The organism is Cyanobium sp. NIES-981, from assembly GCF_900088535.1.
GTDB lineage: Bacteria > Cyanobacteriota > Cyanobacteriia > PCC-6307 > Cyanobiaceae > NIES-981.
The window spans coordinates 234,779-261,472 of sequence record NZ_LT578417.1; the positions used below are offsets into that span (position 1 = coordinate 234,779).

24 protein-coding genes and 3 pseudogenes are annotated in these 26,694 nt (G+C 61.8%); 6 read left to right on the forward strand and 21 right to left on the reverse strand.

From position 1 onward, the window contains the following. Window positions 1-18: 18 nt before the first annotated feature. Window positions 19-1,155, reverse strand: coding sequence for an IS5 family transposase (locus CBM981_RS01230; protein WP_087066680.1), 1,137 nt, complete (start codon window positions 1,153-1,155; stop codon window positions 19-21). Between the two features lie 227 nt (window positions 1,156-1,382). Between CBM981_RS01230 and CBM981_RS01235 the strand changes: the two are divergent. Next, a pseudogene (locus CBM981_RS01235) lies at window positions 1,383-2,521 on the forward strand (IS3 family transposase). On the opposite strand, the gene CBM981_RS01240 reads toward CBM981_RS01235, so the two are convergent. After that, a complete protein-coding gene (locus CBM981_RS01240; RefSeq protein ID WP_087066922.1) occupies window positions 2,500-3,339 on the reverse strand; it encodes a patatin-like phospholipase family protein in 840 nt (279 codons plus the stop codon). The pseudogene CBM981_RS01235 and the gene CBM981_RS01240 overlap by 22 nt on opposite strands. Before the next feature lie 193 nt (window positions 3,340-3,532). Between CBM981_RS01240 and CBM981_RS01245 the strand changes: the two genes are divergently transcribed. From CBM981_RS01245 to CBM981_RS01255, 3 genes are all read left to right on the forward strand, one after another. Then, window positions 3,533-4,459 carry a peptidoglycan-binding domain-containing protein gene (locus tag CBM981_RS01245; RefSeq protein ID WP_197686661.1) on the forward strand — a complete coding sequence of 309 codons (927 nt, stop codon included), beginning with the start codon at window positions 3,533-3,535 and terminating at the stop codon, window positions 4,457-4,459. Between the two features lie 96 nt (window positions 4,460-4,555). Continuing rightward, window positions 4,556-5,449, forward strand: a complete 894-nt coding sequence (locus tag CBM981_RS01250; RefSeq protein ID WP_087069092.1) for an N-acetylmuramoyl-L-alanine amidase — start codon at window positions 4,556-4,558, stop codon at window positions 5,447-5,449. A 53-nt stretch (window positions 5,450-5,502) separates the two neighbouring features. Continuing rightward, window positions 5,503-6,909, forward strand: a complete 1,407-nt coding sequence (locus tag CBM981_RS01255) for a penicillin-insensitive murein endopeptidase (RefSeq protein WP_157665290.1) — start codon at window positions 5,503-5,505, stop codon at window positions 6,907-6,909. Window positions 6,910-7,353: 444 nt separating this feature from the next. On the opposite strand, the pseudogene CBM981_RS15735 reads toward CBM981_RS01255, so the two are convergent. The 11 genes and pseudogenes from CBM981_RS15735 to CBM981_RS01300 form a co-directional block, all read right to left on the reverse strand. Then, window positions 7,354-7,590: pseudogene (locus CBM981_RS15735) on the reverse strand (transposase); the annotation flags it as partial. Between the two features lie 57 nt (window positions 7,591-7,647). Then, a pseudogene (locus CBM981_RS16135) lies at window positions 7,648-7,809 on the reverse strand (hypothetical protein); the annotation flags it as partial. Between the two features lie 186 nt (window positions 7,810-7,995). Further along, window positions 7,996-8,904: a pYEATS domain-containing protein gene (locus tag CBM981_RS15120; protein WP_157665291.1), complete on the reverse strand. Its 909-nt coding sequence runs from the start codon at window positions 8,902-8,904 to the stop codon at window positions 7,996-7,998. Between the two features lie 93 nt (window positions 8,905-8,997). Continuing rightward, complete coding sequence (locus CBM981_RS01265) at window positions 8,998-9,351, reverse strand: type II toxin-antitoxin system PemK/MazF family toxin (protein ID WP_087066925.1); 354 nt, start codon at window positions 9,349-9,351, stop codon at window positions 8,998-9,000. Window positions 9,352-9,969: 618 nt separating this feature from the next. After that, entirely contained in the window at window positions 9,970-11,028 is a 1,059-nt protein-coding gene (locus CBM981_RS01270; RefSeq protein ID WP_087066926.1) for a transposase, read from the reverse strand. After that, window positions 11,025-11,939, reverse strand: a complete 915-nt coding sequence (locus tag CBM981_RS01275; RefSeq protein WP_087066927.1) for a site-specific integrase — start codon at window positions 11,937-11,939, stop codon at window positions 11,025-11,027. The genes CBM981_RS01270 and CBM981_RS01275 overlap by 4 nt, the downstream gene beginning before the upstream one ends. A 127-nt stretch (window positions 11,940-12,066) precedes the next feature. Continuing rightward, window positions 12,067-13,181 (reverse strand): IS3 family transposase gene (locus CBM981_RS01280; protein ID WP_369801657.1). Its coding sequence is split into 2 segments (ribosomal slippage): window positions 12,067-12,920 and window positions 12,920-13,181, totalling 1,116 coding nucleotides; the frame shifts between segments, so codons are not numbered across the junction. 396 nt (window positions 13,182-13,577) lie between these two features. Continuing rightward, on the reverse strand, window positions 13,578-14,564 hold the full coding sequence (locus CBM981_RS01285; protein WP_225867460.1) for an integron integrase: 987 nt from the start codon (window positions 14,562-14,564) through the stop codon (window positions 13,578-13,580). A 37-nt stretch (window positions 14,565-14,601) separates the two neighbouring features. Then, a complete protein-coding gene (glnT, locus tag CBM981_RS01290; protein WP_087066929.1) occupies window positions 14,602-15,918 on the reverse strand; it encodes a type III glutamate--ammonia ligase in 1,317 nt (438 codons plus the stop codon). Between the two features lie 49 nt (window positions 15,919-15,967). Beyond that, window positions 15,968-16,969, reverse strand: coding sequence for an alpha/beta fold hydrolase (locus CBM981_RS01295; RefSeq protein ID WP_087066930.1), 1,002 nt, complete (start codon window positions 16,967-16,969; stop codon window positions 15,968-15,970). Next, window positions 16,966-17,883: a fatty acid desaturase gene (locus tag CBM981_RS01300; RefSeq protein ID WP_087066931.1), complete on the reverse strand. Its 918-nt coding sequence runs from the start codon at window positions 17,881-17,883 to the stop codon at window positions 16,966-16,968. The genes CBM981_RS01295 and CBM981_RS01300 overlap by 4 nt, the downstream gene beginning before the upstream one ends. Window positions 17,884-18,005: 122 nt before the next feature. Between CBM981_RS01300 and CBM981_RS01305 the strand changes: the two genes are divergently transcribed. Then, the gene (locus CBM981_RS01305; protein ID WP_087069094.1) at window positions 18,006-18,206 is read left to right on the forward strand and encodes a hypothetical protein; all 201 of its coding nucleotides are present in this window, start codon (window positions 18,006-18,008) and stop codon (window positions 18,204-18,206) included. Between the two features lie 35 nt (window positions 18,207-18,241). Beyond that, window positions 18,242-19,090 carry a sugar phosphate isomerase/epimerase gene (locus tag CBM981_RS01310; protein ID WP_225867461.1) on the forward strand — a complete coding sequence of 283 codons (849 nt, stop codon included), beginning with the start codon at window positions 18,242-18,244 and terminating at the stop codon, window positions 19,088-19,090. Here the strand turns inward: CBM981_RS01310 and CBM981_RS01315 are convergent. From CBM981_RS01315 to speB, 8 genes are all read right to left on the reverse strand, one after another. Then, window positions 19,074-20,120, reverse strand: a complete 1,047-nt coding sequence (locus tag CBM981_RS01315; protein WP_087066932.1) for an aromatic ring-hydroxylating dioxygenase subunit alpha — start codon at window positions 20,118-20,120, stop codon at window positions 19,074-19,076. The two genes, CBM981_RS01310 and CBM981_RS01315, sit on opposite strands and share 17 nt — an antisense overlap. Then, a complete protein-coding gene (locus tag CBM981_RS01320) occupies window positions 20,117-20,887 on the reverse strand; it encodes an ABC transporter ATP-binding protein (RefSeq protein ID WP_087066933.1) in 771 nt (256 codons plus the stop codon). The genes CBM981_RS01315 and CBM981_RS01320 overlap by 4 nt, the downstream gene beginning before the upstream one ends. Before the next feature lie 12 nt (window positions 20,888-20,899). Continuing rightward, on the reverse strand, window positions 20,900-21,727 hold the full coding sequence (locus CBM981_RS01325) for an ABC transporter permease (RefSeq protein ID WP_087066934.1): 828 nt from the start codon (window positions 21,725-21,727) through the stop codon (window positions 20,900-20,902). 20 nt (window positions 21,728-21,747) lie between these two features. Then, on the reverse strand, window positions 21,748-22,779 hold the full coding sequence (locus tag CBM981_RS01330; protein ID WP_087066935.1) for an ABC transporter substrate-binding protein: 1,032 nt from the start codon (window positions 22,777-22,779) through the stop codon (window positions 21,748-21,750). Between the two features lie 107 nt (window positions 22,780-22,886). Then, complete coding sequence (gene glnT, locus CBM981_RS01335) at window positions 22,887-24,290, reverse strand: type III glutamate--ammonia ligase (protein ID WP_225867462.1); 1,404 nt, start codon at window positions 24,288-24,290, stop codon at window positions 22,887-22,889. Then, the gene (hypB, locus tag CBM981_RS01340) at window positions 24,287-25,000 is read right to left on the reverse strand and encodes a hydrogenase nickel incorporation protein HypB (RefSeq protein ID WP_087066936.1); all 714 of its coding nucleotides are present in this window, start codon (window positions 24,998-25,000) and stop codon (window positions 24,287-24,289) included. The genes glnT (CBM981_RS01335) and hypB overlap by 4 nt, the downstream gene beginning before the upstream one ends. 5 nt (window positions 25,001-25,005) lie before the next feature. After that, window positions 25,006-25,449 carry a hydrogenase maturation nickel metallochaperone HypA gene (locus CBM981_RS01345; RefSeq protein WP_369801658.1) on the reverse strand — a complete coding sequence of 148 codons (444 nt, stop codon included), beginning with the start codon at window positions 25,447-25,449 and terminating at the stop codon, window positions 25,006-25,008. Beyond that, complete coding sequence (speB, locus tag CBM981_RS01350; RefSeq protein ID WP_087066938.1) at window positions 25,409-26,599, reverse strand: agmatinase; 1,191 nt, start codon at window positions 26,597-26,599, stop codon at window positions 25,409-25,411. Before speB ends, CBM981_RS01345 begins: the two co-directional genes overlap by 41 nt. Window positions 26,600-26,694 lie beyond the last annotated feature (95 nt).

Consider the following 26,694-nt stretch of genomic DNA (forward strand, 5'->3'; position numbering starts at 1 on the left):
CTCTGGAGAACGGCCTGTTCATGCCATCGCCTCCACAGGCCTGAGCAGGTTGCTCAGGCGGATCAGGTTGTAGGCGATCACATGCAGTCCGAACATGGCACTGACATTGGCCTGGCCGCGCAGCTTGAACTGGCGCAGGCCGCCGAACTGCTTGATCCAGCCGAAAACCTTCTCGATGCCGCGGCGTGCATGGATCGACTTGGCATAGCCCTCATGGCGAGTGGTGCGGCCATCGATGGCGGAGCCGCCGGAGCGTCCTGCGTTCTGGGCGACATGCGGGGTAACGCCGATCCGTCGCATCTCTGCGACGAATCCATGGGTGTCGTAGTTCTTGTCAGCACCGATGGTTTTCTGGTGGTGCCCGGGGAGATCGGCGGCCATCTCCTTGGCCGCATCCCGTTCGCCGTAGCCGTCAGCCTGGGTCACCCGGCAATCCACCACCAGGGCATGGCGGTTGTCCATGAGCACATGCCCCCGGTAGCTGGGCAGGGCCGGGTGAACATTCGACTTGCGGGCCAGAAGAGCGTCGGGATCCGTGCCGGAGCGATGGGTCTTGTTGCTGAGACGCACCCCGCGGAAGTCGCCCTTGGCCCGCTTCCTGCCATCCTTGGCCGCCCCGAATCCCTCGCCAGGGCCTGATGGCGGAGGCGGCGGGTCATCCTCTCCGTCGATTCGCTCCAGGGAGGCATGTGAGGCCCAGGCTTGGAGCAGGGTGCCATCGACGGAGAAGTGTTCATTGCTGAGCAGCGGTTTCACCTCCGGTGCCGCCATCAGCTTCTCCAGGAACCGGCCCATCAACTGCTCGTTGAGCAGCCGCTCACGATTCTTGGTGAACGTGGTCGGATGCCAGATCGGATCGTCAGGACTCAAGCCCACAAACCAGCGGAACAGCAGGTTGTAGTCGAGCTGCTCCAGCAGCAGGCGCTCCGAACGGATCCCGTAGAACGCCTGCAGCAGTGAGGCCAGCAGCAATTGCTCAGGCGGTATCGATGGCCTGCCTTCTGAGGCATAGAGATGGCAGAAGGTGGGATTGAGGCGATCGAGAGCCTGATCCGCCAGCTTGCGAATCCGCCGCAGCGGATGGCCGGCCGGAATCCGCTCCTCGATCGAGACGTAGGAGAACAGTGAGCCTGTGCGCTCCTGCTGACCACGCATCAAGCCTGAGGCGGATACTCCATTTTCGCAGGGGTGGGCGGGTTTTTCAGCGAACTCTTAACCATTCCATCAAGCACCATCCAGATGCGTCCTGAAAACTAAGCTGTCTGTAGCTGGTTCCGTCCTTTTCTGAAGCTATGGGATCACTCCCTGTGACGTGGACCCCGGGAATTGGTCCAGGGTGAATGAGAGTCCTCAGCCGGCCAGACTGGGCCGGGGACTCCAGCATGAAACGCACCAGGCACACAGCGGAGCAGATCATCCGCAAGCTCAAGACCGCCGAACAGCTGATCGCCCAGGGCAAGACCGTCGCCGATGTCTGCCGCGTCATCGAGGTGACACAGCCGACCTATCACCGCTGGAAGCAGCAGTACGGCGGGATGCAGGCCGAGGAGGCCCGCCGGCTGACGCAGCTGGAGAAGGAGAACGCCCGGCTCTAGCCGAAGGCTTCTCCGCAGGAGTAGAAGCTGTTGGCAGAAGCCGAGCTGGAAAAGGCGATGCTCAAGGATCTCGCCGAGGGAAACTTCTGAGCCCGGAACGCCGTCGCAGAGCCGTCGCGGTTCTGCGTGAGCGTTACCGGGCCTCTGAACGCCTGGCCTGCCGTGTTGTGGGGCAGCACCGGAGCACCCAACGAAATCCCGGCAAGGTTGTCGGCATTGAAGAGGCCAAGCTCCGCCATCGCCTCCGCGAAATCGCAGCGGAGCACATCCGCTGGGGCCGCCGGATGGCCTACCGGCTGCTCAGGCGGGAGGGCTGGACCATCAATCACAAGCGCGTGCAACGACTCTGGCGGGAGGAAGGCCTGCAGCGGCCGACACCCAGAAAGCGAAAGCGGGCACGGCCCGCTGACGGCTCGGTGCGGCGTCACCGGGCTGAGCATCCCCACCAGGTGTGGGCCATGGACTTCCAGTTCGATGCCACAGCTGATGGCCGCAGACTCAAGTTCCTGAACGTGATCGACGAGCACAGCCGCCTCTGCCTGGCGATCCGGGTGGGCAGGCGCTGCAAGGCCAAAGACGTGGTGGCCGTGCTGGAGGAACTCACCAGCCTCTACCCAGCACCGGCGTTCATCCGATCGGACAACGGCCCGGAGTTCATTGCGCAGGCCCTACGGGACTGGTGCGAGGCCAGCAGCGCCACCAGCACGGCCTACATCGCGCCGGGATCCCCATGGGAGAACGGATTCGCAGAATCCTTCAACGGCCGCTTCCGCGATGAATTCCTCAACACCGAGCTGTTCACTACAGCCCCGGAGGCGCAGATCCTGGCCGATCGCTGGCGATGGGAGTACAACTCACTCAGGCCGCATTCGGCCCTCCAGGGGCGTACGCCCATGGAGGCAGCTCAACAAGGAGCTGCAGCATGACCATGACCACCCACTCTCATAAGGACTGGACCGATAAAGGGGGTCACGTCACCTGTGCCTATTGAAAGAATGGCTATCTCCTCAATCGGAATCCGATCATGACTCCAGGACAATCGCTCAACCAATGCGCACAACGCCGGATTGTTCGCAGACAGACCTCCATCAATAAGTGGGATGCAATCCTCTCCCGACCTCGAAGGGATTGTCTGGAACCCCTGAGCTTTCCAGAAATCAATAAAGGTCTTGTTGGACAGCTCGTAAGCAGGAAATGCGACTGGAGCTGCCGAGGATGCTCTCGCCACTTCCCACACATCAATTTCCTTGCACTCTGATGAGCGACTCTTGAACACAACAAACTGCTGATTATATGTATCGTAGCTGGTAACGAGAGTTGGCTTTTCTAAATCCCCAAACTTGAGAAGGCCTTTACCTTGGGGGTCAGAGAATACCCTTTGTAGCACAGGCTCCACCCCATGGGGATTAGTTTTGTCTTCATAGCCCGCCTGGTAGATAGGCTGAGAATAGCCGATTCTTAGCCTATCTACGAGAGACTTCAACACCTTTTTAAATGGTGGAAAGATCTTAATGCCATCGCGCAGATATAGGTCAAGGATTTGCCTGGCTGTTAGTCCGCTGGATAAGCCGCAGGCGACGATGCTTCCGGTTGAGGTGCCAGCAATCAAATCGAAGTAATCATGCAGTGGCTTGCCTGGATTGATTCTTTGGAGTCTGTCCTCAATAGTCGCGAGCACTGCGGCAGTTGCCAAGCCGCGAATTCCTCCTCCGTCGCATGCAAGAATAAACGATTTTACTGCCATGATGTCTTATCCATACAAACGCATACTCTAGTCGCTGTTACATGCAAGCATGGTCCGCATTGACACATTGTGAAACGCTGAACAAATAAATAAAGATCATACTTTCGTAGCGTGGACTACCGATATGACTGTCATGGTGGCTTTATGGGTTTTTGTAAATGAAATGAATGGAATGCCCAACCTGTATTAGATTTTGAAAATCACACGCCATAACAACAAGGAGAAATCAATGGCGACTTTGCAAGATGTTATCAGGAATAGTCTGCGGATTGACTACGGAGATATAGGAACATCTTACTTAGTTCAAGATCAACAACTGTGCAAGGAGATTCAACAAGTACTCGCCAAGAGTAAATTCTATAACTACGATGTTGATGGACTTTATGGCAAGATTACAAGGGAAGCTTTAAGGGACTTCAATGAAGCTTATGCGCTGTCAGGAGGAGATATTTTGGGTCCCACAACTGCTGAGTTTTTGCTGAGACTCGATACAATCCAGCCCGAAGATGGAAAGCTAACAGCCACCGCTTCTAAAAAGGAGATACAAAGTGCAATTCTACGAGAATGTAAACGGCAAGGATTGACTCTGGACTCACAAATCTCATACGTATTGGCAACGGTTCAGCACGAAACCAACAATACTTTTAAGCCTGTTCGAGAAGCCTATTGGCTAAGTGAGGAGTGGCGACGTAAAAATCTTCGATATTATCCATACTATGGACGTGGCTATGTACAGCTTACTTGGGACTATAACTATAAGAAGTACAGTGACATCTTAGGGGTCAATCTTCTAGGTAATCCTGATAAAGCCATGGATCCGAATATTGCCTTGTTCATTTTAGTTGATGGCATGAGCAAAGGTCGGTTTACATCAAAAAAACTAGGAACTTATGTCAACGGAAATAAAACAAACTTTATAGGTGCAAGAGATGTGGTTAACCCTGGTGATAAACCGGCTTTGATTGCTGGCTATGCAAAAGATTGGCAGCGTCAAATTAGTACTCTTGAGAGTATCTCGCTTGGGGACACAACTGAAATAGACTTACAAGAATCGTCAGATTTTAGTTTAGATCTAGATCCGGTTAGCGAGCTAACTTTAAAGCAAATTATGAGCAGTTAAAATTCTTCGGTAGCACAAATTAGTTTCTGACAAATCGGACTTACTTATTCTCATTCTCGATTCCGCTTCACGAGTCAATCCTTTTGGGAGACTATTATGGCACGTTGCCCTTTTGCTATTTGGAAACCGATTACAGGAGGAGTGGGTGCTTATTTAGGAGGCCCTTTTAAGATTGTTCATCACACCACTGAAGGTTCTACAGCATCAAGTGCGATGAGAGCTTATCAGAGCAACAGATCTGACCCTCACTTTACAGTCGATTCTACAACTATTTATCAACATATCGATACAGGCGTTTCTGCCCGCTCTCTCTTTAATGCAGATGGAGGTGTTCAAACCAACAGAGACTCAGCGATTCAAATCGAGGTAGTTGGTTTTGCAGGTAAACCTAAAAGCAAAGAAACCCTCAATAATATTTCTAAATTGTGTCGCTGGATAGAAGCTACTCATGGTGTACCTAAAGTTTGGCCAAACGGATTCCCTAAAACAGGTTCAACTGATCCTGGAGGACATAACCGCAATGCTACAAACTGGGATTCAAAAGGGGGGCATTATGGACATTCTCATGTTCCTGAAAATGACCACTGGGATCCTGGATATACCAAAACTGAAGTCGAGATTATCATGGGTGGAAGGCTAGAATCAGTTGGCCTTGACGAAGGAGTTGCTCTTGCATCCTTTATGTCACAAGAACAGGTAGATATTCAAGCTAATCTAAGTCTGGTAACTCATAGTATATCCTTATCTTTAGATAATCAAGGGCAAGGTGTTGTCCCCTTAGATTTTGCTTGGGAACGTGTTATTTCTGTGATTCCCAAAGCCACAAGAAGCGATGATGGTAAGTGGCAATCTTGTATAGTATCTCTTGCAGAACAGGAAGGACAAACATTGTTAGTTGTTACGGGCGGAGTATTTCAAGCAACGGTATCAATCTTAGTCAAAGTCTTTAATGATACATATTCAGTAGAAGAATCCGTTGGTTGCCCTTAAGGAGTATTTGACCTTTTACCATTCACCTGCACTAATTTTGGAGCAAGCAAACCATGCCGTCAGAAAGTCTATTCAACAACACTGAGTTAACTCAAGAGCTTCTTGAAACTAATTATTTTGAGGATAGTCAAAGATTAAGAGCAGCTGAAATTGATCCAAAGCTTGCTAGAGACTATCTTAAAGCTTCTTTAGCTGAGGGAACTGCCAAAGCAGCTGCAGAATTAGAACCTCTGAATGCAATTCTCCTTGAAGCTATCATTAAGCAAGCAGAGCGTCCAGCCATAAAGATTCAAAATAATTCCTTTGAGACTCCACGTACTGAATATTGGAGAAGACGATTAGAACCTCACCGTACAACTATTGACACAGTAATCAAATCAGTTGGAAGAATTGAGCTGAGAGAGCACCCCCGTGGTCTTAGCTACGTCGGAACAGGTTGGCTCGTTACTGATGATATTATTGTCACTAATCGACATGTGGCGCAAACTTTTGCTTTTCAAGAGGGTCGTAAATTCACCTTCCAAACCAATCCGTTTGAAAACAAGACAATCAAAGTTAACGTTGATTTTCGAGAAGAATATAGAATCGATCAAGAGGAGCAATTTGACATTGTTGATGTTTTGTATATTGAACCCCAACAAGGCTCGGATATGGCCTTTTTGAAAGTAAAGCGCAGTGGAGATACATCTCGCTCAGTTATTGCTTTAGCAACTGAATCTGTCAGTGGAGAGAGTGAGATCACAGTGATTGGTTACCCAGCAAGAGATAGTCAACGTAACCCAATTGAGCCTGCAAAACTGTATGAAACATTTGAGGACATATATGATATCAAGCGGCTGCAGCCCGGTGAAGTGATGTCAACAGCGAGATTGTCGCAAAATGTGCCCGTGTTTACTCATGACTGCTCAACTCTGGGAGGAAATTCTGGTTCTGTTGTCTTAGACTTTAAAACAGGAAAAGCTATAGGTCTCCACTTTGGAGGAATATTCCAACAAGAAAACTATGCAGTGCCTGCTGCAATTATTCAGCGACGTCTTGATGAACTGCTTTCAGGAAGGCTTGTAATTGAATCACCTAACGAATCCCCTATTGTCATATTTTCAAGTCCCATTGACCTGGAGGCAGTAGATAATGAAACTCCTATTCAATTAGAGGATACTCCGTGTTTTTGCCCTCTGGATGATGGATCTCTTGAGGATTTAATCATTGAAGCAGTGCCTTTTCCTGCGGTTAATACACAGCTTCCCATATTGGGAACAGGTTACTATAGTTATTCTCAATTTCGTGACAAGCAATTTGGATTGCCGGCAACTATCAAAGCTATAGAAGAGATTGGTAAGGCATGGTTTGAGAACCATCGAACAGGACCGGTAATTGGAATAGGAAACATTAGTAAAAATGGTGGTGGGCCTGTCCCACCCCATAAGAGCCATCAAACCGGTTTAGATGTCGATTTTTGACTCTTAAGATCAGATGGAGCAAGAATAGGTGTTACTTTTCGAGATCCTAACTATTCCCTCACGCGAACCCAAGATCTAATTAATACCATTATTAGCAATTCCTTATTAACTGTTCAATTAATTCTTTGTAACGACAACAAGTTAAAAGGAGTTCAACCATGGCCGGGCCATGACGATCATCTTCATGTGCGACTTAGCAGATAAGTACTAACATTGGAATCATCAACCATCTTGATTGCCCAACTCGCTCCGCGGCTGGCTCCTTGGGGCCATGAACTGTTACAAATATACTAGCCCAGCCATGGTGCGCATCACCATCCAGCTCCAGCAAGGCTTTTCGCTGCCTCGCTTCCAGCGGCTCTTCGGAACCGAGGAGCCAATGTGCGGCTGCATTCAAGAAGGCGCGCTGGCCCGATGGGTTCCGCTGTCTGAGGTGGGTGCCTTTTATTGGACAGCTGTGGCCCCTGACATCGTTAACTTCGGACGGGAGGAACAGGCTTCGGTCTCAGGGTAGACCTCATGGGGAGTTTTGCCTCCCAGGGAGCTGTGCGGCCTTACATGAAAGTACCACCACAGAAAGCTGGCCAGGCTGATCTCTGCTTCCCAGCCAACGCTGTAAGCGCGTAGGTAGGCCTCCTCGTATTTGACGGTACGCCACAGCCTCTCCACCAGGATATTGTCGTCGCAGTGTCTTCGACCTGTCGGGTGGCACTGCGGCAGAGCCCCAGTGATTCTCCTTACCTGCTCGCGATCTACAAGGGCTACAAAGAAGAGTATGTCTCCTATTGGAGCTAAGGCAACCATCCTTACTTCACCACAGTCAGCACGATCATCAAGCAAGACGACTGCTGCTTTCCATCTGAGCTCAGCTGCGGCAGCCAAGGAGAGGCCGTGCTTGCTGAGATTGGTAGCGTCCTAGCCAGGTTCGAAATCAAACTGAACACTTTCGTGAAGCTACAGGAAGTGCCCCAGGCAACTCCAGCTCAACAAGCAGCCTTCAGGTGGGCCTAACGCTCATCATTACCCGACCGCATGGATCGTTGCTTTTGACAAGCATCCTTCAAGCGGGTCGGGTGAATGATGATGTTAGGCGTCAGCTACCATAAAGTTCGTTAGTCCCTTAAACGCGGCTGGCGCGTCTTCTAGTTTTGAAAGGTCAAGCTCAAGTCGAGTATTTCCAGAGTCAGCAATAGCGCCAACCGTAAAGGCGCCCCAAGCATCCAAAGTTAGTTGTGCAATGCCATTTGGGCCAACAGCAACAACAGGCTTATCATTGGCAAATGAGTCGTGCAGGAAAAACTGAACTGAGCCTGTTAGCGGGTTCGTTTCAGGATCAAGCGACTTGACTTTTAGGTAGACTCGGTAATATCCGGGATTAGCGCTTGGGACGATCTGAGCCTCAAGCTGGCGAGTATTGCTGGCAGGCTCACCAAAAACTCCCTTCCAAGGATCATCAGGAACCTTACCTGGGGAGATGGGCCCTAACGAGGCGGTGGCTTCAGGAATGGAATGCTGCATCTCCCTTTTTCCACCTTGCCCTGTAGCAGCAGCTTGTGCGTTCTCTGCGCTAACACGTACTTCTTCAAGTCTCCGCTCAAATTCAAGCTTAAGGTCGCCATAAGCCAAAGACTTGACATCCTTTAGTAGAAGCAGCCCGCCAGCCAAGCCAAGATAGAGAAGAGTCTTTTCATCAATCAACTTCCCAGCCTGCTCCCGAATCTTCTCATCGTGATGGAAGAGCCCAACAGCTACACGGGTCACTGCAAGAGTGACACATGTAAGCGCCAGAAGAGTCAACACTCGTTGAAGTGTGTCGTATCGAGGCTGCTTAATCATATGGAGAGCACAGAAAATCAATGGAACTCTAGCCACGGGTTTCTCGTGGTCAAGATAATGGGATGGGTGGCGGTTGGCTGAGCAACCCATGCAGACGCCAGGCCGAGCCATAAGGATCATTTCCCAGGCTATAGACACGATCTTGAGATAGTTGCTCAAGGGTTCTCTCCGCCGCCTAACGCTTCAGATCAGAAGCGGGCATGAATCTCGGCATGGAAGACAGCCATCGCTCCCGCCTTCTGTATCTGGATGTTAGAAGGTGTCATCTTTCAGGCAAGCAGATAGGATGTCAATGAGTTGGGAAACAACCTCTGAAAGCTTGGAATGGGTGAGATGGCCAGCTACTCCAAGAATGAGAGCCTCATTGGCAGTGAAGAGCTTGGTGCCGCGGATGAAACTATCTCGCTTGATGCCTCCGGAGAAGAAGTCGGACTCTTTGAGGGACACGGCATGAAGATCGCCATATTGCTTGCTGGTGATCTGGCATAGCAGGAAATCACCTCTGCCCACCTCAGCTAGCACCAGAGCAGGTCTGCGCTTGGATTGCGATAGATCAGAATAGGGAAATGGGATAATTACAACATCCCCTACTGAAGGTGCGCCCATGCTTCTTCTTCATCTTGATTGAGCCAATCTTTTGAAAGCGAGGGTTCGCTTAAGGCAATTCCGCTGAAAGCTGAATCCTTCACGCTTCGGGGCACTGCGACCAAGACCTTGAGGCCCTTTTCTAGGTGAACTGATGTACTGAGCCGTATTCTACCGTCATGCTCAACGACAGCTTCATAGAGGTTTTCCATTCCCTTCTTTGGAACTCCCTTGCATTCGTGCTCCACCCTAGCCAGGAAATCATCGAACAGCCTCCCCCTGGCTTGCCAAAGGGAGCCTGGGCACCTCTACCCAAGGGATTGAGTCGACAGCCTCCTACCCATCCTTCTAACGATTATGGATAGATCGTGCGCAGCCACGATCTTATCCGAAGTTGAATAAGCCCGCAATTCCGGCGCCCTTGCCCTACTGCAGAAAGATCGGGCCGTTTTTCACAGTGGCTTTCGATTTTCCATGGGTAGAACGACGCGATCCATCGGCCACTGGATCTGGTGCCCTCCACAGCTTTCCCAGCGTAGGCCGCAACGAGCCTCCAAGGCCGGTTTCCTTCATCCAACACGGCATGGATCGGGGCACAGGGCTACCTCTAGGATTATTATCCTCTCGATTCCCACCCGCTCAGCAGAGCAGCGGCGTCATCGTCTGCACCCGCACGGCGAGCACGTTCATCACCGCTCCGCACTGAGGGCAGAGCAGAGGTGGCTTCCGGCGCTGCACTGCAGGCTCGGGCTGCACCACCCTCAACAGCAGTTGCAGGAGCTTGATCCGTTGTCTGGCGTTGCCATGCAGCAGGCCATAGTCCCGCACACGCCGAAATCGCTTGGGCAGAACATGACGCAGGAGCAACCACAGAAAATCGGCGCCCGAGAGGGTTTGAATCACCTCCTGGCCAGTGTTGTCCTCTGTGCGGAAGGTCACCTTGCCTGCCTGATCAGCGAGGATGTTCTTTTCGCTGAGAACAGCGCGATACAGATAGCGGCCCAAGTAGACCAGTGCCTTGCTGCCCCCACCCACAGGTTTGCAGTGCACCACCCACTCGTGTGGTAGTGAGCCTTGTGCCTGCAAGCCCAGCAGCCGCATCCCCTCGAACCATTTGGCTCTGAACACCCTGGCCAGGTTGGCTGCCGGAAACAGATAGCCCTTGGGCTTGCTGCGCCACTGGCGCCTGCGTGCATGAAGCGCACCAGCAGGAACGATCAGATGCACATGGGGATGGTAGTCAAGGCGCCTGTTGTGGGTGTGCAGGACGGCATGGGCTCCGATTTGTCCCCTCAGCTTTGGATCACGGCGGGCAAAGGAAGCGAGGGTCTGCCATGCCGTTTTCAGCAACAGATCATAGGCCTGTCGTTGATGTCGCCAGAACAGAGCTCTGAGCTCGGCGGGCACCGTGAAGGTGATCAGGAAATACTCCACCGGCAGCAGCTTGGCCTGCTGGCGCTCAATCCATCGCTGGCTTTCCTGATGCTGGCAGTGGGGGCAGCTGCGGTGGCCGCAGGAATGGGGGATCTTGAGGCTGTGCTCACACGCGCCACACTGCAGCACCATCAGGTCGCTGCCCTGACGCCGGCAGCGCCGCAGCGCCTGCAGGGCCTGGCGATGGCTCGGCAGCAGCTGATGGCCACGGCGGCGTTCCAGCTCGACCTGGTAGCGCTCCACCAGTTGGGAGAGAAGGATCATGACGTCTCCTCCTCCGCCCAGCGCAGCTGGAAGCCGCTCAGCAGGGTCTCGATGCGATCGCCGGTGTGCTCCCGCACCACCTTGGTGATGTGGGCATAGCGGGCGGTGGTGTTGCTGTGGCTGTGGCCGAGCAGGGACTGGATCAGGCGCAGGTCCATTCCCTGCTCCAGCAGATGGGTGGCGTAGGCGTGGCGCAGTGAGTGCACCGTGAGCCGCTTCTCGATCCCGCACTCCAGGCGGGCCGCCCTCAGGGCCGCCTGCACGCCACTGGCATCCATCGGCGCGCTGGCGATCCGCACGATGAACGGGCTGCCGGCCGGACTGGGGAACAGCAGCCGGGGATGGCGGTGGGTCGTCCAGAACCGGCGCAGCGCCTGCAGCGTTAGCGCCGGCATGGGCACGTAGCGATCCTTGCCGCCCTTGCCATCGCGGATGTGCACGCGCCGCTGGCTGCCATCGATGTCCGCCACCTCCAGCGCCAGGCCCTCACCGATCCGCAGGCCCAGGCTGTAGACCACCAGCAGGAAGATCCGGTAGCGCAACCTGCGCACCGTATTGATCAGCCTGTGCACTTCCTCGCGGGTTGGAACATCCGGCAGACTGCGGACACGCGGCGGACGGATGATCTTGATCCACTCCATCTCGCGATCAAGCACATAGCGGTGGAAGAACTGCAGGCTGCAGAGATCCACCTTGATGGTGCTCCATGAGTACTGCTCAAGCAAAGCGGCAAAGTAGCCCTTGAGTTCAGCCGGGCTGAGATCATCGGGGCAACGGTCGAAATGCCCCGCGACCCGCCGCAACGTTCGGCTGTAGCTGACAATTGTTTTACTGCGCAACCCGTGCAGCTTCATCGCTTGCACGTTGGCCGCACAAAGTCGCTCAAAGCGCTCCTGTTCAGATGGATCCATGGCGGTAGCTTCCCTTGGGAAGACGAAGGGACTGCGCGCATCAGCAGATGCGCATCCCTCAGTGTCTTGATGAGGTTGACGTGACCCCCTTTATCGGTCCAGTCCTTATGAGAGTGGGTGGTCATGGTCATGCTGCAGCTCCTTGTTGAGCTGCCTCCAGGGGCGTACGCCCCTGGAGGGCCGAATGCGGCCTGAGTGAGTTGTACTCCCATCGCCAGCGATCGGCCAGGATCTGCGCCTCCGGGGCTGTAGTGAACAGCTCGGTGTTGAGGAATTCATCGCGGAAGCGGCCGTTGAAGGATTCTGCGAATCCGTTCTCCCATGGGGATCCCGGCGCGATGTAGGCCGTGCTGGTGGCGCTGCTGGCCTCGCACCAGTCCCGTAGGGCCTGCGCAATGAACTCCGGGCCGTTGTCCGATCGGATGAACGCCGGTGCTGGGTAGAGGCTGGTGAGTTCCTCCAGCACGGCCACCACGTCTTTGGCCTTGCAGCGCCTGCCCACCCGGATCGCCAGGCAGAGGCGGCTGTGCTCGTCGATCACGTTCAGGAACTTGAGTCTGCGGCCATCAGCTGTGGCATCGAACTGGAAGTCCATGGCCCACACCTGGTGGGGATGCTCAGCCCGGTGACGCCGCACCGAGCCGTCAGCGGGCCGTGCCCGCTTTCGCTTTCTGGGTGTCGGCCGCTGCAGGCCTTCCTCCCGCCAGAGTCGTTGCACGCGCTTGTGATTGATGGTCCAGCCCTCCCGCCTGAGCAGCCGGTAGGCCATCCGGCGGCCCCAGCGGATGTGCTCCGCTGCGATTTCGCGGAGGCGATGGCGGAGCTTGGCCTCTTCAATGCCGACAACCTTGCCGGGATTTCGTTGGGTGCTCCGGTGCTGCCCCACAACACGGCAGGCCAGGCGTTCAGAGGCCCGGTAACGCTCACGCAGAACCGCGACGGCTCTGCGACGGCGTTCCGGGCTCAGAAGTTTCCCTCGGCGAGATCCTTGAGCATCGCCTTTTCCAGCTCGGCTTCTGCCAACAGCTTCTTGAGCCGGGCGTTCTCCTTCTCCAGCTGCGTCAGCCGGCGGGCCTCCTCGGCCTGCATCCCGCCGTACTGCTGCTTCCAGCGGTGATAGGTCGGCTGTGTCACCTCGATGACGCGGCAGACATCGGCGACGGTCTTGCCCTGGGCGATCAGCTGTTCGGCGGTCTTGAGCTTGCGGATGATCTGCTCCGCTGTGTGCCTGGTGCGTTTCATGCTGGAGTCCCCGGCCCAGTCTGGCCGGCTGATGACTCTCATTCACCCTGGACCGGTTTCCGGGGTCCACGTCAAGGTGCCGCCGTAGTCAGCTGCAAGCAGAATCGTTTCAGCCCTTGCCCGCAGCCTCGGGCACGAGGCGTCCACGCAAAGCCAACGCGTCATGAATCGGAGCAGTTGCGTTATGCTGACTCAATGAATCTGCCGCGCAGCGGCTTAGTTCAACTAGTCAATGGAGGGTTCCGTGAACCACGGTCCATGTCTACTTGCCTTCCGATAACCACAGAGGCATGGGCTCTTGGGACCCTTCCGAACCCTTTTGTACCAGCCTGTTTCTAAGTTTGGAGCCAAAATCTAGCCGTGGTTCGCGGGTCCGCAAACCACTTGTTTGGATTGCTACAGAATGTCTGCGGGGCTGCGGACACCCAGCGGTCCACGGTTGAGCACATGGGTGTAGATCATTGTGGTGCTCACGTCCTTGTGGCCGAGCAACTCCTGGATCGTGCGGATGTCCTGGCCGTGCTCCAGAAGGTGGCTGGCAAACGAATGGCGGAAGGTTTGGCAGCTGGCAGCCTTGGACACGCCAGCTGCAGCGACGGCCCGCTTCACGGCTTTCTGCACGATGCTTGTATCCAGATGGTGCCGCCCCTGGGTGCCTGAGGCCTGATCGTGCCAGCGATGCTCCTGGGGGAAGACCCACTGCCAGGCCCACTCCCGATCGGCATTGGGGTACTTCCTTGCCAGGGCATAGGGCATCAGCACCCGGCCCCACCCAGCGGCCAGATCCGCCTGATGCAGTCCTCGCGCGCCCAGCAGATGGTGCCGCAGCTCAGCCACCAGGCTCTGGGGGAGGAGGGTGAGTCGGTCTTTACCCCCTTTCCCATCCCGCACGCTCAGTTCTCGTCGCTCGAAGTCCAGATCCTTCACGCGCAGCCGCAGGGCCTCCATCAGGCGTACTCCACTTCCATAGAGCAGCCCCACCACCAGCGCTGGATCGCCCTCCAGGTGATCGCGAACAGCACGCACCTCCGCCTCGCTCAGCACCACCGGCAACCGCCGTCGGTTCCTGGCGCGCACCACGCCATCCAGGTCGAGGTCACGATCCAACAGCTCCCGGTACAGAAACAGGAGCGCTGCCAGTGCCTGGTTCTGGGCGGAGGGGCTCACCTGCAGCTCCACGGCCAGGTGGGTGAGGAAGCTGTTCACCTCGGCGCTTCCCATCTCCCGGGGATGGCGCAGGTTGTGGAAACGAAGAAACCTCCTCAACCATTGCTCATAGGTCTTCACCGTCCGCCGCGCGTAGTGGCGGGTCTGCAATTCCTCCCGGTACCGCTGGATCAGACCCGCGGGCTTGGGTTGCTCTGGCATGGGGGCCTGCGCCATGGCGACGACTCAGAGTTGCCACGGCTGCCCAGGCATCTCAGCAATCCAGCGACGTGCGGCGCTCCGCATCGCTGATGTCGCCCCGTTCGCGCTGCCACTGGCGGCGGCGCAGCCTGCCGTAGGCCTGGCAGAACTCCTCTCCGAGGGCCTGGCGCAGGCGGCTGTCGACATCGAAGGCATCGAGGGCCTCGCCCAGATCGGCGGGCAGCCTGGGGCAGGTCTCCGGCGCCAGCGGGGCGGCGTAGTTGTCGTTGTCGTGGCGGGGGCCGGGTTGCAGCTGGCGCTCGATGCCATCCAGCCCCGCCGCCAGGATCGCCGCCTGCAGCAGGTAGGGATGGGTGGAGCCATCCGGCAGCCGCAGCTCCAGCCGCTGGTCGTCCGGGATGCGCAGCATGTGGGTGCGGTTGTTGCCGCTGTAGCTGATGCCCGCCGGGCTCCAGGTGGCGCCGGAGCTGGTGGGCGGCGCCGCCAGCCGCCGGTAGCTGTTCACCGTGGGATTGGTGAGGGCGCACAGGGCCGGGGCATGCTCCAGCAGCCCCGCCAGAAACTGATAGGCCAGCGCCGAGAGCCCCAGCTCACCGGCCGGATCGTGGAACAGGTTGGCGCCGGCCTGGGCCGTGCCCGGGGCTCCCCACAGCGAGAGGTGGGTGTGGCAGCCGTTGCCGGTGCGCTCGGCGAAGGGCTTGGCCATGAAGCTGGCCTTCAGTCCCTGCTGCTCCGCCAGCGTTTTCACCATCACCTTGAAGAAGGCATGGCGGTCGGCAGTGGTGAGCGCCTCGGCGAAGGTCCAGTTCACCTCGAACTGGCCGTTGGCGTCCTCATGGTCGGCCTGGTAGGGCCCCCAGCCCAGGCCCTCCATCGCCTCCAGCAGCGGCCCGATCAGCCCGTAGCGGCGCATCAGGGCCAGCTGGTCGTAGCAGGGTTTCTCCTGGTGGTCGGCCGGATCGGCGATGCCGGCGCCATCGGCCCCCAGCAAAAAGAACTCGGCCTCCACGCCGCTGTGGAACGACCATCCCATGGCCTCGGCCCGCTCCAGCTGCCTTCGCAGCAGGCGGCGGGGGCACTGGGCCATCGGGCTGCCGTTCAGCCACAGCTCCGCCGCCACCCAGCCCACCTCCGGCTGCCAGGGCAACGGCGTGAGGCTGGCGGCATCGGGAATCGCCATCACATCGCCATCGGCCGGCGAGAGATCCAGCCAGGCGGCGAAGCCCGCGAAGCCTGCCCCATCCCGTGCCATCGCCGCGATGGCGGCGGCGGGCACGAGCTTGGCCCGCTGGATGCCGAACAGGTCGGTGAAGGAGATCAGCAGGAACTTGAGCTGCAGCTCGCGGGCCTGGCTGGCGAGGTCGGACATGGAGTTGAGGGTTGGGGGTGAGGCCCGGGGTGGGGATCGAAGAAGTGGATCAGGCGGCCAGCAGGCCGTCCACGATGCGGCGCAGCTCCCGCTGCTCCGGCGCGCTGCTGTGGGGGTTGCCCGCCCGGTGGCCGAGCCGCGAGCGGAGCACGTGCAGTTCGGCGCCGGGGATCCGCGCCGCGTCCGCGGCCATGTCCTCCACCGTGAAGTAGAGGTCGTGGTCGGCGGCCACCACGGCCGTGCGGGCCTGGATGCCCGCCAGGGCAGCGTCCAGATCGCCCCCCGCGGCCACGTCGTGGGCCAGCCAGGTGTCGAGCATGGCGATCAGGTCGCGGGGGTCGTGGCGGCGGTAGTGGGGCAGCCACTGCTCCTCCACGTGCTGCTCCACCGGCTGCCCGATCGTGCGGAAGAAGGGCTGGCTGGCGGCCCAGCTCGCATAGATCAGGCCATAGGTGCGCAGCCCCTGCTCGGGGGGGGCGTCGAAGCCGCTGCCATTCCAGTGGCGGTCGGCCGTGAGGGCCTGGCGCAGGCTGAGCAGGAACAGGCGGTTGTGGGGCGAAGTGCGGGCCGTGCCGCACACGCAGCAGATCCGCTCCACCATCTCCGGCGCCTGCACCGCCCACTGGTAGGCCTGCTGGGCCCCCATCGACCAGCCGTAGATCAGGGCCGGCCGCTCCACGCCGAACACCTGAGCCAGCAGCCGCTGCTGGGCGAGCACGTTGTCGCGGTGGTGCACCACCCAGCCCTGCTCGGCCAGGCCCATGGCGCCATGGCTGGGGCTGGAGGAGGCGCCGTTGCCGAACATGCCGGCGATCACCACCAGCCAGCGCTCCGGATCGAAGATCGGCCCCAACATCCAGGCCAGATCGGCGGGCCGGGCGCCGTAGGAGGTGGGCACCAGGATCAGGTTGGAGCGCTCCGGGTTGGCGCGGCCCAGGGCCACGTAGCTCAGCTGCGCCTCCGGGATCACCTGGCCGCAGGAGAGGGGGACATCGCCCAGGCGAAAGCTCTGGGCGACCGGGGCCTCCGCCGCTGCGCTGGCGCTGCTCATGCCGGCAGGGCCAGGGCCCTGAGGTTGCGCAGGAGAGTGCGGTGCACGGCCAGGTAGCCCGGATCCAGGTGCTCCAGCCGCGGCCCGATCCAGCCATGGGCCCGGGGCAGGGCGTGGAACGGCAGCGAGGGATAGAGGTGGTGTTCGGCGTGGAAGGGCATGTTCCACATCAGCCAGCGCACCGGGGCAATGGTGAGGGTCGTGCGGGTGTTGGCCGTGCCGTCTTGGCTGAAGCTGCAGCCGCTGTGCTCCGCCAGCAGCACGAAGCGCAGGAAGGGCTGGCCCACCGCCAGGGGCAGCAGCCAGCTCCAGAACAGGAAGCCGTTGGCCTGGATGAAGGAGAGCGCCAGCACCACCCCGTAGACCAGGAACTGCAGCCGCACCGAGCGGCGCACCTGGGGGATCACCTCGGGGCTCAGGTAGGGCAGCTCGTCCAGGTTTCCCCAAAGCAGGCGGGCGTAGCCCTGGAGCTTGCCAATCCACCAGTTCCAGCCGCTGAGCTCGAGCAGGTAGCCCCCGAGGCTGGTGGGCACCGGATCCTCCAGCTCCGGATCCAGGCCGGGCTGGTGGGTGAAGCGGTGGTGCCACTGGTGGTAGCGGCGGTAGAAGGTGGCGTTGTAGAAGCTCAGCACGCCGGCCCACCAGGCCACCGCGTCGTTGGCCTCGCGGCTGCGGAAGGCGGTGCGGTGGCAGCACTCATGCAGCGGCGCGAAGCAGGTGGCCAGGGCGATGCCGCTGACCACCAGGCCCGCCAGGCGCAGGGCCAGCGGCAGGCCGGGACTGCGCCAGATCAGCCCCGCCAGTCCGATCGTGAGCAGATGGCTCACGAGCCGCACCACGGCGGGGGCGCTGCGGAGGGTGTTGAGTTCGGCGAGGGCGGGGCGGTCGATCAGCCCGGTGCTGGTGGTGGCCATGGCACGAGTCCAGCAGTTCGGGGGCCCCCCTGCGGTAGGGGTTGAAACCACCCCATGGCGGGGGGCTGTGTCCAGGCCTTGCCCTCCCTACAATCGGAATGTCCACAATGAACACAATCCCCATGGTCTGCGCCGAACAGGTTGCGCTCGACTCCCGGGCCGCCAAGGGCGGTGCCGATCTGCGCCGTCAGGCGCTGGTGGAGTCGCTGCGCCGCCGCTACGCCGATGCCGTGAGCCGCGGCGATGCCGCCGCCAAGCAGGCCCTCTTCCAGGAAGGCGTGTACCTCAACATTCCCCCCGAGCAGTTCGTGGGCGCCAACTGAGCAGGCTTCACCCCCGCTTCCAGCCTTCCGCTCCCGTGCTGCTCCACAGCCTCTGGGGCTTTGCCGGCGACCTGCCGCAGGCCATGCGGCAGGCCTGCGGCGGCGGCTTCCACGGGCTGGAGGCCAACCTCCGCCATCCCGCCTTGGCGGGCCTGGAGCCCCCGGCCGTGGTTGGGGCCCTCGCCGCTGCGGCCATGCCCCTGGTGCTGGAGCTGGTCACCGGGGGCGACTACGTGCCCCGGCTGGAGCTGGGCCCGGAGCACCACCTGCGGGAGCTGGAGCGCCTGCTGGCGTCGTGCCCGGCCTACGCCCCGCTCAGGGTGACGGTGATCACGGGCTCCGATGCCTGGAACTGGATGCAGCAGGAGTGGTTCTGGAGCCGGGCCATCCCCCTGGCCGAGGCCTCCGGGCTGGCGGTGAGTTTCGAGACCCACCGCTCCCGCAGCCTCCACAGCCCCTGGACGATTCAGACCTTTCTCGAGGCCTTCCCCGGCCTGCGGCTCACGGCCGACCTGAGCCACTGGTGCGTGCTGGCCGAGCGCCTCATGACCCCTGAGCTGGCCCCTGTGGCGGCGATGGCGTGCCGGGTGGACCACATCCATGCCCGGGTGGGCCATCCCCAGGGCCCCTCGGTGGGTCATCCCTTCGCGCCGGAGTGGGCCGGGGCCCTGGAGGCCCACCGCCGCTGCTGGCGGCTGTTCCGCCTCAGCCGCACAGGTACCGCTCTGCCGTTCACGGTCACGCCCGAATTCGGGCCCGATGGCTACCTGCCCGAGAGGCCCTTCAGCCGTGAGCCGGTGGCCGATCTGCTGGAGATCAACACGGCCATGGCCCGCTGGATCCGCTCCGGCGCTCTCGATGCCGACGTCATGGCTCCGGCGTGAGGCCCATCACTTGCAGGCCCATCACCGCGGCGTAGAGGCGCTGGTGCTGCAGCAGGCGCTGCTCCAGCCGGTGCGGCGGCCCCGGCGCCAGGCCGCTGCGGTAGCCCCGCTGGGCTGACTCCACCAGCCGCCGATCCTCCTCCAGGAACAGCAGCAGGCTCGCCAGCCAGTCGGCGGCCAGCGGGCCGTGTTCGGCCGTGCCCAGCAGCCAGAGCTGCATGGCGCAGCGCTCGAGCGTGAGGGGGGGGAAGCTGATCACCGCCAGCCGGCCATCGGGCCACACCAGCAGATGGGTCCAGGGGGCGAGGCCGAAGGTGAGGAACTCGCCTCCCTCCATCGGGGTGGCCAGCAGCGAACCGTGGCGGCTGAGGCCATGGCGGTAGTGCCGCACCGGCCCCTGCTCCCGGTGCAGCGTGCGCGGGTGGGCGATGGCCACGTGGTAGTCGTCGAGGGTGTTGTCGTGGGCGATCTTCCAGTTGCAGGCCAGCTCGCGGCTGCTCTGGCCCAGCAGCTGCAGGGGCCGGGCCCAGGCCTCCCCTGCCTCCTCCAGCACCAGATCCAGCTGCTGCTCCAGGGGCAGGGGATCGGCGCCGATCGCCACCCAGATCAGCGGCCCGCTCATCCGGCAGGCCAGGGGTTGGAGGGGCCAGTCGGCGCGGCAGAAGGGCTCGAGGAACTCCCCCTCCCGGGCCGCCGCCCGCAGCTCGCCGTCGAGGCCGTAGGTCCAGCCGTGGTACGGGCACACCAGGCGCCGCGTGGGCTGGGCCGCTCCGCCCGGCTCCTGCAGGGCCACACCCCGGTGGGGGCAGCGGTTGAGGAAGGCCCTCACCCCCTCACCGGGGGCATGGGTGAGCAGCAGCGGCAGCTCCAGCAGCTCCAGCGCCAGGCTGTGGCCCTCGGGCAGGGCCGCCAGCGGTGCCACCGCATGCCAGAAGCGGGGGGCGTAGCGCTCCCGTTCCCGCCGGGCGGTGGCGGCGCAGGCGTAGGCCTCGGAGGGCAGGAAGTGGGCCGCGGCCGGGCCGGGGTTCATGCCGCCAGGGCCGGTTCGAGGCTGCGCAGGCACTGGGCCAGCTCCTCCCGCAGGGTGAGGAATTCGGGCGACACCCGCAGATGCCCCATGTTGGTGTGGTCCAGATCCACCTGGACGCTGCGCACGATCCGCCCCGGCCGCGGCGCCATGATGTGCACCCGTTGGGCCAGCAGCAGCGCCTCCTCCAGGTCGTGGGTGATCAGCAGGGCAGAGAGGCCGGTGCGCTGCCACAGCTGGTGCAGGAACTCCTGCATCGATTCGCGGATCTGGAGATCGAGGGCCCCGAAGGGCTCATCCAGCAGCAGCACCTTGGGCTGGGCCGCCAGGGCCCGGGCGATCGCCACCCGCTGCTGCATGCCGCCGGAGAGCTCCCGCGGCAGGCGCCGGGCGGCGTCGCCCAGGCCCACCACATCGAGGAAGTAGCTGGTGCGCTCGCGGATCTCCCGCCTGGCCAGCCCCTGCAGCTCCATGCCGAAGGCCACGTTCTGGGCGGCCGTGAGCCAGGGGTAGAGGCTGTACTTCTGGAACACCATGCCCCGGTCGGAGCCGGGGCCCTTCACGCTCTGCCCGTCCACCGTGATCGAGCCGGTGGTGGGCCGCTCCAGGCCGGCCACCAGCCGCATCACCGTGGATTTGCCCGAGCCGGAGCTGCCCACCAGGGCCACGAAGTCGCCGGTGTTCACCTCGAAGCTGATGCCGTCGAGCACGCACTTGGCGGCGCGGCCCACGCCGAACACCTTGGACACATTGTCGACGCTGAGATGCATGGCGGTGAGGAGTCAGTTGGCCCAGCGGCAGGTGCGCCGCATCAGCAGACGGAAGCCCAGATCGATCAAGAGGCCGATCAGGCCGATCACGATGAGGCCGAGGAAGATCTCATCGGTGCGCAGGAAGCGCTGGGCCAGGCTGATGCGCTTGCCCAGGCCCTCATTGGCCGCCACCAGTTCGGCCACGATCACCAGGTTCCAGGCGGAGGCCATGTTGATGCGGTAGGCATCGATCACCTGTGGGGCGATGCAGGGGGTGATCACCCGCAGCAGCACCTGGGAGGTGCGGCCCCCCAGGGTGAGGGCCGTTTCCACCAGTTCGTTCGGCACGAACTTCACCGCATCCATGATCATCAGCGTGTTGAAGAACAACGTGCCGATGAAGATCAGCAGGATCTTCGGCAGTTCGCCCAGCCCGAAGTAGATGATCAGCAGCGGGATGAAGGCCGGTGCCGGCATGTAGCGGATCAGGGCCATCAAGGGCTCCAGCAGCCGGCAGATCACCGTGCTGGTGCCCATGGCGATCCCCAGGGGGAGCGCCACGGCGGCGGAGAGGGCAAAGCCGGCGAACACCCGGCCCACGCTGGCCACCAGGTCGGCCCAGAGAATCCCCTGGGCCGCCTGGCTTTGGCCGGCGGCGATCACCCCGGCCGGGCTGGGCAGGAACAGCGGGTCCACCACCCCGGCGCTGGTGACCGCTGTCCACACCACCACCACGGCGAGGACGCCCGCCAGGCCCAGCACCCAGGGGTGCTGGGCCAGACGCTTCAGCCTCTCCAGCGCCGGTGGGGCGAGGGGATCGGCCGGGATCGATGCAGCCTTGCTGGCGGGAGAGGTCATGGTGGTAGGTGTCCCTCAGCTCACTTCGCCGCTTTGACGAAGGTGTCCACGAACAGCCCATCCAGCTTCGGCGGGGTCTTGGCCAGACCCACGTTCTGCAGGAAGGCGCTGATCTCCTCGGCGGCGTAGGGCAGCGAGGCCATCGTGGTGCCCGGCTCCAGCGCCTTGAGGTTGTCCTCCAGCGTGAAGATCGTGGTGCCGGCGTTGTACTCCTTGTACTCCTCCTCGCTCACCCCGGCCCGCTGGCTCATGATCGCCAGGGAGGGGCCGGGATTGGCTTCGATCTCGCCCAGGGTGGCGAACCAGGCATCCACCAGTTTCTGCACCTTCTCGGGATTCTTGGCCACGAACTCGGTGCGGCACACCAGGTGGTCGCTGATGGCGCCGGGGAACTCCTTCGAGGAGAAGAGGGTGGCGCTGCCGCTGCGCTTGAGGGCCTGGGTGGTGAAGGGGGCGAACACGCCCACCGCATCCACCTGGCCGGCCACGAAGGCCGCCGCGGCGGCGCCGGTTTCCAGCGGCACGAAGGTGATGTCATCGGCGGTGAGGCCGGCCTGCTTGAGGCCGAGCAGCAGCAGGTAGTGATCCACCGTGCCCTCCTCGGCGGCCACCTTCTTGCCCTTCAGATCGGCGATGCTGGTGATGCCCTCGGCGGCGATGATCTGGTCATTGCCGGTGGAGTTGTCGTTGGTGAGCACCACCTGCAGATCGGCGCCACCGGCGATCGAGCTGATCGTGTCGTTGAGGGTCTGGCTGTTGCAGTCCAGCTGGCCGGCGTTGAGGGCGTTGATCGAATCGAGGTAACCGTCGAACCATTGCAGCGTCACCGGAAGGCCGAACAGGCCCTTCTCCTCGGTGACCTTCCAGGGAATCCAGCCCGGCCAGGCGCTGTAGCCCACCCGCACGGGGGTGTCGGCGCCGCCGCCGCCCTGCTGGCTGCAGGCCGAGAGGGCGCCGGCGCCCAGGCCCAGCAGCAGCAGGGTGGCCAGCAGGCGCTGGCGCCGGCGGGGCTTGCCCGGTGAGGTTCGGGGAGTGGTTCGTGGTGAGGTCATGAACGGGGTTGTGGTGGTGGAGGGTGTGGAGCGGGAACGGGCCGGGGCTGCCGGCGGCTGGGTGCCGATCAGGGGGGAATGGAGCGGCGGATCGGGTCGGCCATGGGTCAGAACAGCTCCAGGTAGCGTTCGGTTTCCCAGCGGGAGATGGCGCCGTGGTAGCTGGCCCACTCCTGGCGCTTGAAACTGATGAAGGCCTCGGCCATGGCCTCGCCGAACACCTCGCGGCCGAGGGGATCGGCCGCGAACGCCTCCACCGCTTCGCCCAGGGTGCGGGGCAGGGCGTGCAGGCCCCGCGCCTCGCGCTCCTCGGGGCTGAGCCGGTAGGCGTTCACCAGGTTGGGCTCGCCGGGATCCAGGCCCTCGCGGATGCCCTCCAGGCCTGCCGCCAGCAGCATGGCGGCGGCCAGGTAGGGGTTGCAGGAGCTGTCGGCGGCGCGGCATTCCACCCGGCTGCCGGCTCCGGGGATGCGCAGCATGTTGGTGCGGTTGTTGTTGCCGTAGCAGATGAACACCGGCGCCCAGGTGAAGCCGCTCATGCTTCCCTGCACCACCAGCCGCTTGTAGCTGTTCACCGTGGGGGCGATCACGGCGCAGAGCGCCGGGGCGTGGCGCAGGATGCCGGCGATGAACTGGCGTCCCAGCGGGCTCACCCAGCTGCCGGCGCCATCCGCCGGGGTGAACAGGTTGGTGCCGCTCTCCAGATCGGCGAGCGACATGTTGAAGTGGGCGCCGCTGCCGGTGCGGTCGGCGAACGGCTTGGGCATGAAGCTGGCGATCAGCCCGTGCCTGCGGGTGATCTCCCGGGCCATCAGCCGGAAGAAGGTCACCCGGTCCGCCGTGATCAGGGCATCGGCGTAGCCGAAGTCGGTCTCGAACTGGCCGTTGCCGTCCTCGTGGTCGAAGGAGTACACGCCCCAGCCGAGGCCATTCATGGCCTGCACCAGCTCATCGAGCCAGTCGAGGTTGTCGAGCAGCCCGCGCAGGTCGTAGCAGGGCTTCTCGAGGCTGTCGCTGCTGCTGGCGGGGGCGAGGGAGCCGTCGGCGCCGCGCTTCAGCACGAAGAACTCCGTCTCCACGCCGAGGTGGAAGCGCAGACCCATGCGGGCCGCCTGCCCGCGCACGCGCTCGAGGATGCCGCGGCTGCAGGCCTCGAAGGGCTGGCCGTGCAGGTGCAGGGTGCTGGCCATCCACACCGTGTCGGGGCGCCAGGGCAGCACCGTGGCCGAGCTGAGATCCGGCAGGGTGGCCACCTCGTCGTCGCTCACGTCCTGGGGCACCCCATCGAGGGCGGCACCGGTGAACAGCTCCGAGCCGGCCAGCATCGCCGGCAGGTGGGCGATCGGCACGGCCTTGGCCTTGCACACCCCATGCAGGTCCACGAAGCTGGCCAGGGCGTAGCGCACGCCCTGGGCCGCCAGCTGGGTGCGGGCTTCCTCGGCACTGAGCCCCTCGGGGAGCCGCAGCCCCGGGGCCAGGCAGGGCGGCTCCATCACACCGGTGGCGCTCATGGGCTCACCAGGGTGGGACGCGGCACCGCGGCCTGCTGCTGCAGGGCCCGCTGCTGCTCCAGCCAGGCGTGCCAGGAATCCAGGCCCTCGCCGCTGGTGGCGGACACCCGGATCACGGCACAACGGGGATTCACCTGGCGCACATGGGCCTCGATCCGCTCCACATCCACCGGCAGGTAGGGCAGCAGATCGGTCTTGGTGATCAGCACGCAATCGGCTTCCCGGAACATCACCGGGTACTTGAGCGGCTTGTCGTCGCCCTCGGTGACACTCAGCAGCGCCACCTTGCGGTGCTCGCCCACCTCGAATTCGGCGGGGCACACCAGGTTGCCCACGTTCTCCACCCAGAGGATGTCGAGGGCGGCCGGATCCAGGCGCTGACGCAGCAGCTTGAGGCCGTCGGCCACCATGGCCGCATCCAGGTGGCAGGCGCGGCCGGTGGTGATCGGCACCACGGGCACGCCCACCGCCTCGAGGCGCTCGGCGTCGAGCTGGGTGGTCATGTCCCCCTCCAGAACCGCCATGGCGAAGCGGCTGGCCAGCTGGGCCAGGGAGCGCTCGAGCAGGGAGGTCTTGCCGGCGCCGGGGCTGCTCATCACATTCAGCGTGAGCAGGTTCCAGGCATCGAAATGCTCGCGGTTGTGTTCGGCCTGGTGCTGGTTGGCGGCCAGCAGATTGAGGCCGAGGGTGTCTTCCAGGGGCATGTGCATGGTGATCAGGCGGGGGTGAGCAGGGACGAGGACGGGCGGCAGACCGGCGGCCGGAGGGTGTAATCGACGGAGCGGATCTTGAGTTCGCGGCCGCTCACGATCTCCTCCATCGGGTGGTCGCAGCAGGGGGAGCGGTAGCCCTGTTCGGCCAACGGTGCGTAGGTGTTGCTGCAGCGCAGGCAGCGCCCGAGCAGGGGAACGGTTTCGATCGCCAGGGCGGCACCGGCGAGCCAGCTGCCGGTCACGGCGGCATTCCAGGTGAACACCAGCTGCTCCGGCTCCACGCAGGTGAAGGCCCCCACGATCAGGTGCACCGTGGACACCTCCGGCTCGGCGGGGGCGTGCTGCTGCTTCCACTCCTGCATGGCCAGCAGCAGGCATCTGGTCATGTCGACTTCATGCATCGGCCTATCTCCACTTCTGATCGACGGCCATGTTGCAGGCCTCATGCAGCCAGGCGGGCTTCTGCCTGCGGGGCAGCTGGCCGCTCACCACCAGGTGGGCCATGGTGTCGCAGATCACCCGGGTGGCCATCAGGGAGGTCATGTCGCTGATGTCGTAGGGGGGCGACACCTCCACCACCTCCAAGCCGCACACCGGCACGTTGCGCACGATCAGCTCCAGCAGCTTGAGGGCCTCCCGCGGCAGCAGGCCGCCCGGCTCGGGCCAGCCGGTGCCGGGTACGAAGCCGGCGTCGATGCAGTCGATGTCGAAGGAGATGTACACGCAGTCGGTGCCGTCGGTGGCGCGCTGGATCGCGAACTTCGCCGCCGCCTCCAGCCCCATCTCGCAGATGTCGGTGACGGTGAGCACGTTGGTGCCCCGCTCGCGGCACACCTTCACCCCCTCGCGCGGCACCTGCCAGCCGCCGATGCCGAGCTGCACCAGGTTGGGCGCCGGCGCGTTGGCCATGTTCGTGGCGTGGAACCACGGGCAGGTGTGCATCCGTTCGTCGAGATCGATCTCCTGGGTGTCCACGTGGCGATCGAAGTGGATGATCCCCACCTTCTTGTCGCCCAGGTGGCGGCACACGCCGCGCACGGTGGGAAAGCCGATCGAGTGATCGCCGCCCAGGATGATCGGGAAGGCGCCGCTGCTGAACACGTGCGCCACGCCCTTGGAGATCTGGTCGAAGCTCTTCTCGTTGTTGCCCGGAATCGTGAAGATGTCGCCCACATCGCAGAGCCTGATCTGCTCGCGCAGATCCACGCCCATCTCGTAGTTGTAGGGGGTGTAGAGGGCGGAGATGCGGCGGATGCCCTGGGGGCCGAAGCGGGTGCCGGGCCGGTAGGTGGTGCCGGAATCGTGGGGCACCCCGAGGATGGCCACGTCGAAGTCGCCGACGCGGTTCACATCCTCGATGTAGGGGGCCTTCATGAAGGTGTTGATGCCCGCGTAGTGGGGCAGCTCACCGCGGGAGAAGGTGGAGATGCGCCGGTCCACGATGCTCTCGGCCGCTTCCAGGCCGAAGCGATGGGCCTGATCCACCTCCTGTTGCCAGCCGGTGAGGGGCAGCTGGCGCTCCTTCTCGAGGGCGCGGAATCCTTCGCTGGGATGCTGCCGATCGAAGGCGCCTTCGGCACCTGACGGTGAAACCATGGGGGAGACGGGAGAGGGCGATGGGGCGGTCTCCCGGGCTTCTATCCCTCCGTGCACCGGCAATGCCGGTGGGGTTCTCTCGGACCAGACACCAC